This window comes from Duncaniella sp. (assembly GCF_029054785.1).
In the GTDB taxonomy this organism is placed as follows: Bacteria; Bacteroidota; Bacteroidia; order Bacteroidales; family Muribaculaceae; genus Duncaniella.
On record NZ_JAIDEN010000035.1, the window covers coordinates 1 to 13,867 of the forward strand.

The 13,867-nt window shown below is 57.7% G+C and carries 9 protein-coding genes; 1 reads left to right on the forward strand and 8 read right to left on the reverse strand.

Annotation, left to right across the window (positions count from 1 at the left end):
* A partial coding sequence (locus K2H17_RS02355) for a DUF6359 domain-containing protein (protein WP_300130972.1) occupies positions 1-413 on the forward strand: 413 nt, incomplete at its 5' end.
* Between the two features lie 84 nt (positions 414-497).
* Here the strand turns inward: K2H17_RS02355 and K2H17_RS02360 are convergent.
* The 8 genes from K2H17_RS02360 to K2H17_RS02395 all read right to left on the reverse strand — a co-directional run bounded on the left by K2H17_RS02360 (position 498) and on the right by K2H17_RS02395 (position 13,632).
* On the reverse strand, positions 498-1,055 hold the full coding sequence (locus tag K2H17_RS02360; RefSeq protein ID WP_300130974.1) for a four helix bundle suffix domain-containing protein: 558 nt from the start codon (positions 1,053-1,055) through the stop codon (positions 498-500).
* Positions 1,056-1,362: 307 nt separating this feature from the next.
* Complete coding sequence (locus K2H17_RS02365; RefSeq protein ID WP_300130977.1) at positions 1,363-1,737, reverse strand: hypothetical protein; 375 nt, start codon at positions 1,735-1,737, stop codon at positions 1,363-1,365.
* A gap of 103 nt (positions 1,738-1,840) precedes the next feature.
* A complete protein-coding gene (gene secA, locus K2H17_RS02370) occupies positions 1,841-5,233 on the reverse strand; it encodes a preprotein translocase subunit SecA (protein WP_300130980.1) in 3,393 nt (1,130 codons plus the stop codon).
* A 150-nt stretch (positions 5,234-5,383) separates the two neighbouring features.
* Positions 5,384-7,024, reverse strand: a complete 1,641-nt coding sequence (locus K2H17_RS02375) for an alkaline phosphatase family protein (protein WP_300130983.1) — start codon at positions 7,022-7,024, stop codon at positions 5,384-5,386.
* The gene (locus tag K2H17_RS02380) at positions 6,997-8,244 is read right to left on the reverse strand and encodes a DUF4105 domain-containing protein (protein WP_300130985.1); all 1,248 of its coding nucleotides are present in this window, start codon (positions 8,242-8,244) and stop codon (positions 6,997-6,999) included. The genes K2H17_RS02375 and K2H17_RS02380 overlap by 28 nt, the downstream gene beginning before the upstream one ends.
* Positions 8,219-10,177, reverse strand: coding sequence for a DNA mismatch repair endonuclease MutL (gene mutL, locus K2H17_RS02385; RefSeq protein ID WP_300130987.1), 1,959 nt, complete (start codon positions 10,175-10,177; stop codon positions 8,219-8,221). Before mutL ends, K2H17_RS02380 begins: the two co-directional genes overlap by 26 nt.
* On the reverse strand, positions 10,174-12,240 hold the full coding sequence (locus tag K2H17_RS02390) for an OstA-like protein (protein ID WP_300130989.1): 2,067 nt from the start codon (positions 12,238-12,240) through the stop codon (positions 10,174-10,176). Before K2H17_RS02390 ends, mutL begins: the two co-directional genes overlap by 4 nt.
* Before the next feature lie 33 nt (positions 12,241-12,273).
* Complete coding sequence (locus K2H17_RS02395) at positions 12,274-13,632, reverse strand: peptidylprolyl isomerase (protein WP_300130991.1); 1,359 nt, start codon at positions 13,630-13,632, stop codon at positions 12,274-12,276.
* Between the last annotated feature and the right edge of the window lie 235 nt (positions 13,633-13,867).

The window sequence follows — 13,867 nt, forward strand, 5'->3', positions numbered from 1 at the left end:
CCCCCGATCCCGGCCCCGCTGATGGAAGTGGAACAGAAGCAGATCCCTATTCAGTAGCCAAGGTGATTGCCTTTAACGCCACTGATAAGAATACCCCTGCTGAAGGTTGCAAAAGTGTCTATGTAAAAGGTTATATAGTCGGTTTTATGCCGTCAAACAAAACAGTGCTTTCAAATACCCAATTTACAGCTGAAGGCGCTGTGAATACAAACCTTGTTTTAGCTCCGACGGCTGATTGCAAAGATTATAACCTTTGTATTCCCGTACAGCTGCCGGCAGCTGTAAGAGCTACATTGGCATTAGATGCAAATCCGACAAATTTGGGTAAATGCGTGTTGTTGCAAGGTGATATCCTGAACTATTGCAGCGCATCAGGTCTTAAGAATACTAAGTTTATAAAATTTGTAGATTAAGAAATAGAATTAGTATTATATAAAGCAAGAGGGAAAGCTCCGGACCGAGCTTTCCCTCTTGGCATTTATTGCGGTATTGAATTTTTATTTTGGATTGTTTTTGCGATATTCCAGTCTGTGGCGGGTCATTTGTTCTCTGATGCCCCCTTCCTCAAGGAAATTCTTTTTGGCCCGTTCTATGAGGCGGTGGAGAAGAATATCCACCTGATGAATCAGAGTTATGGCTATATTTGCGATAGTCTCCTCGCTTGAGTTTTGCAGTGAATTGCGATAGAAAGCGGAATCGCAGTGCTCAGAGCAGCCTTTTCGGGTGCGTATGCTTCGCGGATCAGACAATTCCCATTGGCAGAGACCTCTGACACGCAGGAAGTCCTCATAGTCCGCCAACAGCTCCTGGAGGCTCGCTTTAGCGACATTGTAAAGTTTGATTTCAGTCTCGCGTGAAGTAGACGAAGCCGCACACCCCTCCGCGATATTCTGTTTGCCTGATCGCGCAGCCTGAATCATCTGATCGACAGTCCTGTCACCTTTTGACAGAAAACGGTGAGCGAACATATAAGTGACATCATAGATACATTCAGCCTTCTGATAGACAATCAGGCTTTTGTAATGACCACGTTGAGGAAGAAAGGAAGATTGCATGATAATTGATTTTTTAGGATAGGTTTGAAGTTTTATTAAAAGAAAAAAGCTTTTGGGAGCCTTGGGAGAACTGGGAGCTTTGGGAGAGCTGGGAGTTCTGAGAGCATTGGGAGTTTTGGGAGAGCTGAGAGTTCTGAGAGCTTTGGAAAGGCAGATGAGGTTTAGGGCCTTGAATCAGCCTGAAATCTTAGCAGAACAGGCACCGGAGAGAAAATAAATTGATAAAATTTCATCTATTGCAGAGCTCTCAGAACTCTCAAAGCTCTCAGAACTCCCAAAAGATTCCCAAATCTCCCAAAAGCCCCCCTCACTCCTCGATTTCTCTCAGCGGGATTCCCTTTTTGATCACATCATTGACAAAGCGCACAAAGTTAGTCTCAAGGGCCGCGATATTCAGTTCGGTCGCCAGTTCCGGCGGGAGTTGTGTGAGTTTCGTATGGCAGCCCTCGGCCAGGGCCCACTCAGGGCTCTTGAGATACTTAGCCAGAGCCTTGTCATCATTATCCTTGAGCAGCGCCTCGGCAGTTGCCAGTTGCTCCTCATAGTAAACCTTGATCTTCACGGCCTCCTTCCTGGAGATCTCAGCCGGATTCTCACGCAAGATGCCCTCAACGCGTTTTGTGCACGAAACCGACAGCAGGCTCGTCACCACAAGGGCCAGTAACAACAGTTTTTTCATCATGGATTTAAATTTGGTTGAGCATTTATATCGTGCAGGGGCGCATCGGTTCGGAAGCGCCCCTGCATGAGGTTTTTAATAAACTTAGATCTGTTGACGGCTAAGATCAGAGACCCTTGCCGTGGCAGTTCTTGTACTTCTTGCCCGAACCGCAGGGACAGGGATCGTTGCGGTTGATGCGCGGACCCGCCTTCACCGGCTGGGGAGCCGCAGCGCGCTGACCTGCGCCCTGAGCAGCCGCACGCTGGGCTGCCTCGCCGGGCAGATTCTCGCGGCTTGCACGATATTTCGAATAATCGTTGGCGCGTTCAGGCATCGCGCGCTCAACCTTCGGCTGAGCCTTCGGAGCCTCCTGCTGAGGAGCCTCCTCGGCCTGCTCACCCTCCTGGGGCGCCGCAGGAGCGGCAGGCTGCTGCGAAGGAGCGGGCTGCTGCACGTAGATCTGGCCGCGCATGAGCGTCGCCATAGCTTTCACGTTGAGATTGTTGAGCATCGCCTCGAAGAGGTGGAACGACTCGACCTTGTAGATCACCAGCGGGTCCTTCTGCTCGTAGGAAGCATTCTGAACGCTCTGGCGCAGCTGATCAAGCTCGCGGAGATGTTCTTTCCACAGTTCGTCGATGCTCACGAGCAGCACCGCCTTATGCCATTCCTTGACGATCGACTTGCAGCCGGTGCGGTAAGCCTCGTCGATGTCCACAACAAGGTTGAAGAAACGCTTGCCGTCGGTCATCGGAACTGCGATACGGCCCTTGAAACCGCGGTTTTCCACACAGTCGGTGATCACCGGCTGGGCCACGTCGAGGATTCTTTGGCTCTTGCGGTCGAAAGCCTCCTGGGCGGCGGTGTGGATCTTCTCGATGGCGTCTTCCTTCGACATGTTGCGGTATTCATCCTCGCTGAAGGGTGCCTCGATGGTCAGGGCGCGCATAAGCTCCATGCTCAGTTCCTCGTATTCCGCAGGGCTGTAATTGTTGACGAGGTTCTCGATGATGTCCCACATCATGTTGGCGATGTCGATGCCGATGCGCTCGCCAAGCAGTGCGTGGTGGCGGCGGTTGTAGATGTAGGTACGCTGTTTGTTCATCACGTCGTCATACTCCAGCAGGCGCTTGCGGATACCGAAGTTGTTTTCCTCGACGCGCTTCTGGGCGTTGCCGATAGCGTTGGTCACCATGCCGCTCTCGATGCGCTCGCCCTCTTCAAGACCGAGGGTGTCAAGCATCTTCATCACGCGGTCTGTGGCGAACAGACGCATCAGCTGATCTTCGAACGACACGTAGAACACCGATGATCCGGGGTCGCCCTGACGGCCTGAACGTCCGCGCAGCTGACGGTCGACACGGCGCGACTCATGGCGCTCGGTGCCGATGATGGCCAGACCGCCCGCCTCTTTCACTTCGGGAGTGAGCTTGATGTCCGTACCGCGGCCCGCCATGTTGGTTGCGATGGTGACCATACCTTTCTTGCCGGCGTGGGCCACGATCTCGGCCTCCTTTTGGTGGAGCTTGGCGTTGAGCACATTGTGGGGAATGTGGCGCATGGTCAGCATTCGGCTCAGAAGCTCCGAGATCTCGACCGAAGTGGTGCCGACGAGCACCGGACGGCCTTTCGACACGAGTTCCTGGATCTCCTCGATGACGGCGGCATATTTTTCTTTCTTCGTCTTGTAGACGCGGTCGTTCATGTCGATGCGGGCGATCGGTTTGTTGGTGGGGATCGTCACCACATCGAGCTTATAGATGTCCCAGAACTCCCCGGCTTCGGTCTCTGCCGTACCGGTCATGCCCGCCAGTTTGTGATACATGCGGAAGTAGTTCTGGAGAGTGATTGTAGCGAATGTCTGGGTTGCGGCCTCTACCTTGACATGTTCCTTGGCCTCGATGGCCTGGTGGAGTCCGTCGCTGTAACGGCGGCCTTCCATGATACGGCCCGTCTGCTCGTCGACGATCTTGATCTTGCCCTCGTCGATCACATATTCAACGTCCTTCTCGAAGAGCGTGTAGGCCTTCAGGAGCTGGGTGACGGTGTGGACGCGTTCGGCCTTCACAGCGTAGTCCTGCATCAGCTCGTCCTTGCGCTGCTGACGTTCGGCGGCGTTCTCGATGTGTTCGGTATCGGAGAGCTGCGAGGCGATGTCGGGGAGCACGAAGAACTGCGGGTCGTCAGTCTTGCCGGTCAGCTCGTCGATACCCTTGTCGGTCAGCTCTACGCTGCGGTTCTTCTCGTCGATGACGAAGTAGAGCGGATCGGTCACCTTCGGCATCTCGCGCTTGTTGTCCTGGAGATAGTAGGCTTCGGTCTCAAGCATGAGATTCTTCATGCCTTCCTGCGAGAGGAATTTGATCAGGGCGCCGTTTTTGGGCAGGCCCTTGAAGGCGCGGTAGAGCAGCAGGGCGCCTTCCTTGCGGGTCTCCTTGTCGTCGGAGGCTATTTTGGTCTTGGCGTCGGCGAGGATCTTGGTCACCAGGCGGCGCTGGGCTTCCACGACCTTCTCGACGTTGGGGCGGTATTCGTCAAACAGCTGGTCGTCGCCCTTGGGGACGGGACCTGAGATGATCAGAGGTGTGCGGGCATCGTCGATGAGCACCGAGTCGACCTCGTCGACAATCGCATAGTAGTGCTTGCGCTGCACCATGTCGGCGGGCGACATAGCCATGTTGTCACGCAGATAGTCGAAGCCGAATTCGTTGTTCGTACCGAAGGTGATGTCGCAGTTGTAGGCCGCGCGGCGGGCGGCGGTGTTGGGCTGGTGCTTGTCGATGCAGTCAACGGTCGAGCCGTGGAACATGTAGAGCGGGCCCATCCATTCCGAGTCACGTTTCGAGAGATAGTCATTGACGGTCACCACATGGACACCGCGGCCTGAGAGCGAGCGCAGGAACACCGGAAGGGTGGCCACGAGGGTCTTGCCTTCACCGGTAGCCATCTCGGCGATCTTGCCCTGATGGAGCACGATACCGCCGATGAGCTGCACGCGGTAGTGGATCATGTCCCAGACGATTTCGTTGCCTCCGGCGAGCCAGTGGTTTTTCCAGATGGCGTTGTCGCCGTCGATGCTGACGAAGTCCTTGCCCAGGGCGGCCAGTTCGCGGTCGAGCTGGGTTGCCTTGACGGTGATTGTCTCGTTGGCGGCAAAGCGGGCGGCTGTTTCGCGGACCACTGCGAAGACCTCAGGCAGATGCAGGTTGAGCTTCTCCTCGATGGTGTCGAGCATGGTCTTTTCGTTGCGGTCGATCTTGTCCCAGACCGGCTGACGTTCGTCGAAGGGAAGTTCCTCGACCTCCACCTTGAGGCGCGCGTTTTCTTCCTGCTCGGCTGAGATGGCCTGACGGATGTCGGCGCGCACATTGTCGATGCGCTCGCGCAGCTGGTCTATGGTGAGCTGTTTCACCTCAGGCTCAAGAGCCTCGATTTTCTTTACAATGGGTTCGATCTCCTTGAGGTCGCGTGTCGACTTGTTGCCGAAAATCTTGGTGAGAAATGATTGTAATGACATATTGATGATGAAGTTGAAATTTCTGAAAGAGTGATGAAAAAAAGCGGGAGAGATCTGAACGGTGTGCCGTGTGCGCGCAGGCTGTGTGTTGTCGGTCTGCCCTGGGTCCGTGGGGATGTCAGGCGGCGGTCTGCGCGGCTGTCGCTCCGCTTAGCGTACAGACGAAAGGCGGAGTGAGGGCACTGAGGCCGCGTTGGGCGACCTGATGCGCAGCAGGCGGGTGACGGTCGGGGCGATGGCCCGTGCGTCGACTGTCGCGTCGATGCTCTGGGCGTCGACTGTGGGCGCAAGGATATAGACGGGCGAGGTGGTCGCCACGCATCTAACGACCGGATTCTGTGTTTTGTTCACTTCATCGTCCGCCGAGTCGGAAATTTCCCAGCCGGGATTGACCATCACCAGGAGGTCGCCGGCATGGACGGGCGAGGTGTTGCGCTGCAAGGCGAGAGGTTCGTCGCCGGCGCGGCGCGCCATGATGTCGTCAAGGGTGTAGACTGCGCTGACTCCGCTCATACGCGCCAGGAAGTCTGCTGCTTCGCGGCGGATTGAACTTTCGTCTATATTGCGGTCTTTCAGAAGCTTGCGGTTGAGGAAGAAGTAGCCGTTGTGGTAGCCGTTGACATAGTCTCCGTTGCCGTGGATGGCCATGAGATACATGTTGAGCAGCGACGTGGCTTTGCGGGGCGAGAACTGGCCTGAGGGGATGTTCCAGCGCTCCTCGTCGCGCTTTCCGCCTGTCGGGGCGGGGGTTCCGGCGATGAAGATCACCGAGTTGGCCATTCCGGGGCCTTTTTCAACGGCGCGGACAATGTTGGCGATGTCCGAGTCGAGACGCAGATAGGCGTCCATCGTCTCGATGCGGTTGTCGGCATCGCGTCCGTACTGATAGGGCGACACGTTGAAGCCGAGGTTGAGCATGTCGGTGACTCCGCGTGTGCCGAGTTTGAGCGAGTTGATATAGTCAAGCCCTATGGCCGCCACTTCGCGGTTGCCGGGCGCGGAGGTCTTGAACGCTTTGAAGCGGTCGGTCTCGCGCGAGGGGAAGGTGTGGCGGAAGGGATAGAGTTTCTTGTATTCAGGGAGGTCGGGATAGCGGTCGAGGGCCATCGACGGGGTCCAGGCGAGGGTGTCGAGCCTCGATGCGAGGGTCACTCCGTAGTTGCGGCGGGCAATGGCGGCGGGCACGTCGCGATAGAATGTCGAGGTGCACCATTTGCCGTTGGTTTCGTTGAGCCAGAAGCCGCTGTTGCCCGCATGGCCTGCGAGGATGATGGCCACCTGGGCGTCGGGGGCCACGGAGTGGACCAGTCCGAGTCCGCCGTCCGAGATGCGGACTTCGTCGCTGACGGTCGACACTTTCAGTGCGCCGGGCGAGAAGGTCTCGTCGGTGAAGTTGCCGATTTTGGCCGGATCGAGCAGGATGGGGTAGTCCGAGCGGGTTTCGCTGTCCCAGACTCTCGCGGCGGGAATGCCGTTAACGCCCGGTGCGGCGCCGGTCACGAGCATCGCTGTGGCGGCTGTGGCGTCTATGCCGGGTCCGAAGTCAACGTTCTCGATGCTGACGCCGTCGCGGATGAAACGGTTGAAGCCGTCTTTCCCGAAGTTGTCGCGCAGAAGGTTGATATAGTCCGCCGTGAGTCCCTCGACAAAGATTCCGACCACTAACTGGGGACGCTGTGAGGGGCCTTTGGCCGGCTGCTGGGCGTGTGCGAGAAGACCCATTGTCGCGAGTGAGACAACGAGCACTGAGGCAAGCCGTGAGCTTATCGGATTACTTTTGCGTGCTGGCATCGGCGGTTTCGGTAGTGGTTGTATATGCAGGTCAAAGCCCGCGCTGCGTCAGCCGCGATCAGCGGGACGAAGGCCGGGTTCGGTGACTGGACTCCGCAGAGCAGAAGAACTGCGAGGGTCATCAGGAGTGCAAAGTTAAAAAATTGATAGCAAACCAACAACTTTTCAAGCCTTTTTGCCCAGACGGCCACGGCGGCAGTCAGGCAGAGTGGGTTGGCCCAGAGGAAAAGCCAGTTCGGCGAGCTTGCTTCGTGGACTGAAATGAAGATCAGGAAGGCGATGACGCAGCCCGTCAGTCCGAGCAGCGTGAAGTAGATGCTGTCGAAAATGCGGCTTGCGGCGGTGCGCCGGCGGCTTCTGAGCTGCCCGGCGGAGACTGCGAGGGCCAGTGCGAGCACCACGAGGCTCCAGAACATCGGGCCGAGATACCACGGAGTGGGGGGCAGCAGCACTCTTCCGTCTTTTTCCCTGACAAGGCAGACGGCCGGGGCGGCTATGCGCCGTCCGTCAGGCCGTGTGGCCTGGTCGAGCATAAGTTCGAGTTTCACAGGGGCGAAAGCTTCCTCGCGCAGGCTTATGGGGCGGTCTATGCCGCTTCCGAGGGCGAGATCTATGCCGAACTGATACCAGGGATAGTCGAGGTGATACGAGCGCATGGCTTCGCGGAACGACGGTTCGCGCCTGAGCCCGTCGGCGCTGAACCGCAGGCTGTCGCCAATGGCCTTCTCTATGACGGCCAGGGGGCGGGTGGCGCAGTTGTCGAGCACGTAGTTGTAGCGGTAGACGCGGTTTTCAGGCTTGAGATTCAGGTCGGTAAGCTCTACCACCCTGAGGGCTTCCTCCGGGGTGAGATCCAGCGTCTGTTCCACCACCTTGCGCCCTTCGCGGCGATAGATTTCGAGGAAGTGGTCCGTCGAGGCAGCCCCGGCCAGATAGTCGGTCTCTCCCTTGACGAAGCGGTAGACGAAATTCGGGGCGGCGAAGTCGAAAAGTCCCCAGTTGACCACGTAGTCTCCGCGGTCGGGGTGGACGATGCGCAGCGCCGTGTGGCCTTCGAGCTGGTAGATCTCCTCGCCTGCGTGGGCCGTCAGCAGTGAGATCCGTGGTTCCGCGGCCTGCGAGCCGGGGGCTATGGCTGTCAGCAGCAGGACAGTCAGCAGGGGGAGGATTCTTTTCAGCGGATTTTTCATCTTTTCAGCCGAGGAGTTTTGAGATGTCATCGAGGTTGATGATTGTGAACACGTTGTTGCCTTCGGGGGTGAGTCCCGGAGTCGGCAGGCGGAAGAGGTCGCTGATGAGCTTGTCCATCTCGGCGGCGCTCAGAGGCTGACCGCGCTTGATGGCGCTGCTGCGGGCCATCGAGAGCGCGAGGCGTTCGTGGAGTCCTGTGGCCAGGTCCTCGCCGCTTTCGGTGATGTTCTCGATCATGCCGAGGAGGGTGTCGCGCGGATTGGCGTCCTTGAGTATCGAGGGGATGCCCATGATGCTCCAGGTGTTGTCGCCAAGGGGCGCGATGTTGAATCCGAGGTTTTCGAGTTCGGGGGCTATGTCGGCGAGCACGGCGTTTTGCGCGGCTGACAGCTCGACGGTCTCCGGAAACATCGTTGTCTGGCAGACAAAAGTGTGTTCGCGGGCCTTGGTGAGATATGTCTCGTAGAGTATGCGCTTGTGTGCGCGGTGCTGGTCGATGACCATCAGCCCCTCGCGCGAGGGGGTCAGGATATATGAGTTCTTGAGCTGAAGAGTGGCCGAGACGGTGCTTCCGGCCTCCATCTCAAGCTCTTTTTCTGTCTCCGGCTGGTTGACTTTGCTTTCGACCATCGAGGCGTAGCCGTCGTCGCGTTTCCTGATAAAGTCGTCATAGAGTTTCTCCCAGTCCTGGAAGTTGGAACTCCGCTGACGGGTCTGCGGCTGGCTCTGGGGCTGCGGGGCCCACCGGCCGCTGTCTCCGGCATAAGGGGTGATCTCCACCTCGTCTTCCTCGGAAATATCCGAGAGGGCGGAGATTTTCGAGACTCTGCGGGCCCCTGCCGCGGGCCGGGAACTGTGGGCGAAGGGGTTGTAGCTGTCGTCGAGCTCGACTTCGTGAGTGGCGCTGATGTCGGGGGTGAATGCCGGGATCTCAGGAGCGTCCTCCACGTCGAAGTCGATCGCCGGGGCGGCGTTGAAGCGTCCGAGCGATTCGCGCACTGCGGCGCTGAGTATCTGCCAGATCGGCTGCTCGTTCTCGAACTTGATCTCGTTTTTGGTCGGATGGATGTTGACGTCGATCGTCTCAGGGTCGACGGTGAGGTTTATGAAGTAGTTGGGCTGCTCCTCGGCGGGGATCAGACGCTCGTAGCACTGCATGACGGCCTTGTGGAAATAGGGATGGCGCATGTTGCGTCCGTTGACCATGAAATATTGCAGCGGATTGCGCTTTCGGGCGTTTTCGGGCAGGCCGATGAAGCCGTTGATCCGGACAATCGAGGTGTCGGTCTCCACGGGGATTATCTGCCGTCCGACCGATTTGCCGAAGAGGTCGGTGATGCGCTGTTTGAGCGATGCGCGGCGCAGGGCGTGGAGGGTGGTGTCGTTGCTGATCAGGGTGAAGTCCACTCCGAGGTTGACCAGGGCGAGGCGTTCGAACTCGCGCATGATGTTGCTCAGTTCGACTGCGTCCTTTTTCAGGAACTTGCGGCGCGCGGGGACGTTGAAAAACAGGTTTTTGACCATCAGGTTGCTGCCGGGCGCACAGGCTTCGGGCTGCTGGCTCTCAACTTTGGAGCCGCTGATGACCAGGCGGGTACCGACGGTCTCGCCTTTGAGCATGGTGCGCAGGTCGACCTGGGCTATGGCTGCGATCGAGGCGAGGGCCTCGCCGCGGAATCCCATTGTCGAGAGGCTGAAAAGATCGTCGGCACGGCTGATTTTCGATGTCGCGTGGCGTTCGAAGGCCAGGCGGGCGTCGGTGTCGCTCATACCGCTTCCGTTGTCGATGACCTGGATCAGGGTGCGTCCGGCGTCTTTGAGTATGATGGTCACGGACGTGGCGCCGGCGTCGATCGAGTTCTCGACAAGTTCCTTGATGACCGATGCGGGGCGCTGGATCACTTCTCCGGCGGCAATCTGATTGGCCACGGAGTCAGGCAGCAGGCGGATTATGTCGCTCATCGCTCCACCTCCTTTCCGGGCTTGGGGGCAGCAGGGGGAGCAGGGGCCGCAGGGCTGGGATCTTTGGGAGTGCTGGGAGTACTGGGATCTTTGGGAGTGCTGCCTGCGGGGACTTCGGTTGAGTCAGGCTGTTGCGCTGGTTCGGGCATTGCGATTGAGTCGGGCATTGCTATCGAATCAGGCAAGGCTATCGAGTCAGGAAGTGTGATCTGACCGGGCAGGCCGATCGAGTCGGGGTGGAGCGGCAGCTGTGTGGCGTTGATCGAGTCGCCCGCAATGGAGTCGGCGGGAAGTCCTGAGGCTGCTTTGAGTTCCGGGATGTCCGGTTCGAGCGGCTTCGGTCGTCCGGTGGCGGTTCCGCGGACGGTATAGGCGTCGGGGCGTATGCGGCCCATGAGTTTCTGGTTTCTGAGGTCTTCCATCTCTGCTGGATAGTCGAAGACTTCTGCGGGGGCCATCGGACGCAACAGTCCGTACCAGCGGAACACGGGCAGGTAGTAGGACGAGCGTTTTGCCAGATAGAGCGGTGTCGCCTTTCCGGTGGTTGCGGGCCACATGTTGATCCTGTCGATTTCGTTGCCGTTGAAATAGGCGTCCATGTAGCTGCTTTCGGTGAAGACAAACTTGTTGTAGGTCGAGTCGTTTTCCATCGGGAACATGATCACCTGCACGTTTCCTTCGACATAGAGACGGTTGATTGTCGAGTCGTTGAACCATGCGGTCATGTCTGATCCGGCCAGCTGGTCGTAGCAGTCCTCGCCGATGTGCTGCCCGACGACTCCCGATTCGGGCAGGCGCGCCCAGTCTACGGTCGAGTCGTTGAAGTGGGTATAGATGATGTTGCCGACGATCTGTTTGTCGCCATACCAGAGGATCGGGTGGTAATACATATATAATATGGAGTCGCGCTCGACGACGCTCATCGAGTCGCAGAGCCCCTGGAAGTCGTTGCGGAAGAAGCGCACACGGTGGTAGACGTCGGTGACTTTCGTGGAGTCGGCAAGCATGTAGGCGCAGATGGTGTCGCCGTGGAGATAGAGGGTGTCAGCCTGGGAATATTCCATACCGAGGGCGTTGCCTGTGACGAAGGCCGAGTCCTTCAGCTCGTCATAGAATCCGTAGTCGCCGCGGAGTTCCGACCTGCGGGCCGAGTCGGTCAGGATCATGTTGCCGAAAGCCTCGCCGTAGCCTTTGTTGCGGTCATAGAAGAGGGTGTCGCCGGTCAGGTAGTTGCCGCGCCGGGTGTGGACGGTCGAGCGGTCATAGAGATCGGCAAGTCCGAGCTTGGTGTCATAGAAGCCTGAGGTCGAGGTGATTTCGCCGTCTTTGCTTGTGATGAGTGTCTCGCACATCAGCTGGGCTATGTTGGTCGCCGTGTTGTAGGTGAGCGAGTCGGTAAACATCCTCAGGGTGTCGTTGGGGCGCGGGCCGGTCAGGTCGACGTTCAGATAGAAGAAGGCGTCTTTCGTGTCGGGATAGTAGTAGCCCTGGAGCGATTTGAGGGTGTTCTGCTTGTCGCTGAGGGTGCCTCCGGTCTCGTAGAAACCAACCTGGGCGGCGAGATCGTAGAAGAACACGTCGGTTGTCAGCGACACATCGCGGTTGATCAGGCGCACTTTCTTGCCGGGATAGGCCCGCAGTTCGGCCAGTTCCTCGGAACCGTTGTAATATAGCTCGTCGCCATAGACGAAGAGGGTGTCGCCCTGCTCCATGTGGACGTTGTTGAAGGCGTCGAGCGACGAGGTCTTTTCGTTGAAGCGGGCGCTGTCGCAATACATGAACATGTCCCCTTTGCGGAAAAGCACGTTGCCCACAAGTATCTGTACGTCAGAGTCGCGGGCCTGGTCGAAGATCAGGCGGTCAGCCTTTTCGAGAAACACTTTTCCGGGTTCGTGACGGTCAGCCGTGGGGATGGTCGGGCGCACTGTGCTTTTGCGCGGTGCCGGTGCCGTTTTCGGCGCAGGCGACTTGGCCGACGGCCCGTCTTTCGGGGCCTGAGCGAGCATGGCCGGGAGACTGATCATTCCCAGCGCTACGAGAGCCAGTAGTGGTGAGCGTTTCAATGCGGTGTGAAGTGTTTGTTTTTCAACAATATCTTACTGTTTGTTCCAGCCTTTGTGTTTGAACTCGCAGTTCTTCCAGCCGTCTTCGATGCGGATATAGGTGTTTTTGATCTTGTTGGCAAGCCAGGTGTTGAGCACTTCCTCGCGGCGGGAGTTCTCATACATGTCCTTGATGAGCTGGTAGTCGTCGCTGATGTTGGCGCGGTGGCCGGGGATGCGGGAGGTGAGTTTCACGAAGGCCACAATCTCGCGGTTGGTCTTGGGGTCGGTCATGATGAACGGCTCTGAGAGGGCACCGGGTTCCATGCCGTCGACCAGACGGGAGATTTCCTGCGGCAGGTCGGCCATCTGGAAGCGTGTCGAGCCGGTGTTGGGGTTGACCATGCGGCCGCGGTTGTTGCGGGTGTCCTTGTCCTGAGAGAGGACGCTGACGGCTTCCTCGAAGGTGAATTTGCCTTCGTTGATGTCCATGCGCAGCGAGTCGAGGCGGTTGACGGCTTCGGTGAGGTCCTTTTCGGCCACTTTCGGCTTGAGCAGGATGTGGCGCACGTTGACGCGGTCGCCGCGCTTCTCGATGAGCTGCATGATGTGGAATCCGAACTGAGTCTCAACCACTTTCGACACCTTCTTGGGGTCGTTGAGGTTGAAGGCCACGGCTGCGAATTCCGGCACTAATTCGCCGCGACCCATGAAGCCGAGCTCACCGCCGCGACCGGCGCTGCCGTCCTCGGAGTAGAGGATGGCGAGGGTCGAGAACTGGCTTTCGCCTTTGTTGACCTGGTCGCTGAAGGAGCGCAGACGGGCTTTGACATCCTCGACGGCCTCGCGCGACACGGTCGGAGACACGGAGAAGATCTGAACTTCGACCTGAAGGGGCACCCAGGGTACACTGTCTTCAGGGAGTTTCTCGAAGTAGCGGCGCACGTCGGCGGGTGTGGCTTTGATCTTGGAGGTCAGATTCTGCTGCACCTGCTGCACTCGCGAACGGTTGCTGACCATCTCGCGGAGTGATTCGCGCATGGCGGGGATTGACTTGTGGAAGTACTGCTCGACTTTCTCTTTTGATCCGAAGTTGGTGATGTAGTTGTTGATATATGCTTCGACCTGGTTCATCACCCAGCTGTCAGGAGCCACGACGGTGTCGAGTTCGGCCTGATGGAGATAGAGTTTCTCGATGGCGAGCTGTTCGGGGATCACGCAGTAGGGGTCTCCGGCAATCGGCATCTTCTCGTAGAGCATTGTCTGATAGGCTTCTTCGATCTCTGATTTCCAGATCGGCTGGTCGCCTACAACCCAGGCTACTTCTTCGGCAACGTTGTCAGTGCCTGCCGAAACGTAGGCGGCGCCGGTGAGCAGAAGGACTGCAAGCAATATGATTGATTTGGTTTTCACGCAGTTAGTGTTGATTGATGTGACAATAGTGAATATCAGCCCCAAAATTACAAAAAATATCGCGAACTATCCCAAAATGCCCTGCGATTTAAACCCGCTTGTGGCCTAAAAACACCTATGTTTAAATAAATTTCACACTCCCCGCCCTGCGTTCGCTCCCGCCCGGCTCTCAAAATCCGTTTTTTTGCCTGCTCTCCGCATTATCGCACTAAAAGCGGGGTGACGTGGATGTATA

What these genes read in the sequence shown, in the direction of transcription:
- K2H17_RS02360 (WP_300130974.1), bottom strand. Translation starts at nt 1,055, where the DNA reads ATGCAATCTTCCTTTCTTCCTCAACGTGGTCATTACAAAAGCCTGATT.
- K2H17_RS02365 (WP_300130977.1), bottom strand. Translation starts at nt 1,737, where the DNA reads ATGATGAAAAAACTGTTGTTACTGGCCCTTGTGGTGACGAGCCTGCTG.
- secA (WP_300130980.1), bottom strand. Translation starts at nt 5,233, where the DNA reads ATGTCATTACAATCATTTCTCACCAAGATTTTCGGCAACAAGTCGACA.
- K2H17_RS02375 (WP_300130983.1), bottom strand. Translation starts at nt 7,024, where the DNA reads ATGCCAGCACGCAAAAGTAATCCGATAAGCTCACGGCTTGCCTCAGTG.
- K2H17_RS02380 (WP_300130985.1), bottom strand. Translation starts at nt 8,244, where the DNA reads ATGACATCTCAAAACTCCTCGGCTGAAAAGATGAAAAATCCGCTGAAA.
- mutL (WP_300130987.1), bottom strand. Translation starts at nt 10,177, where the DNA reads ATGAGCGACATAATCCGCCTGCTGCCTGACTCCGTGGCCAATCAGATT.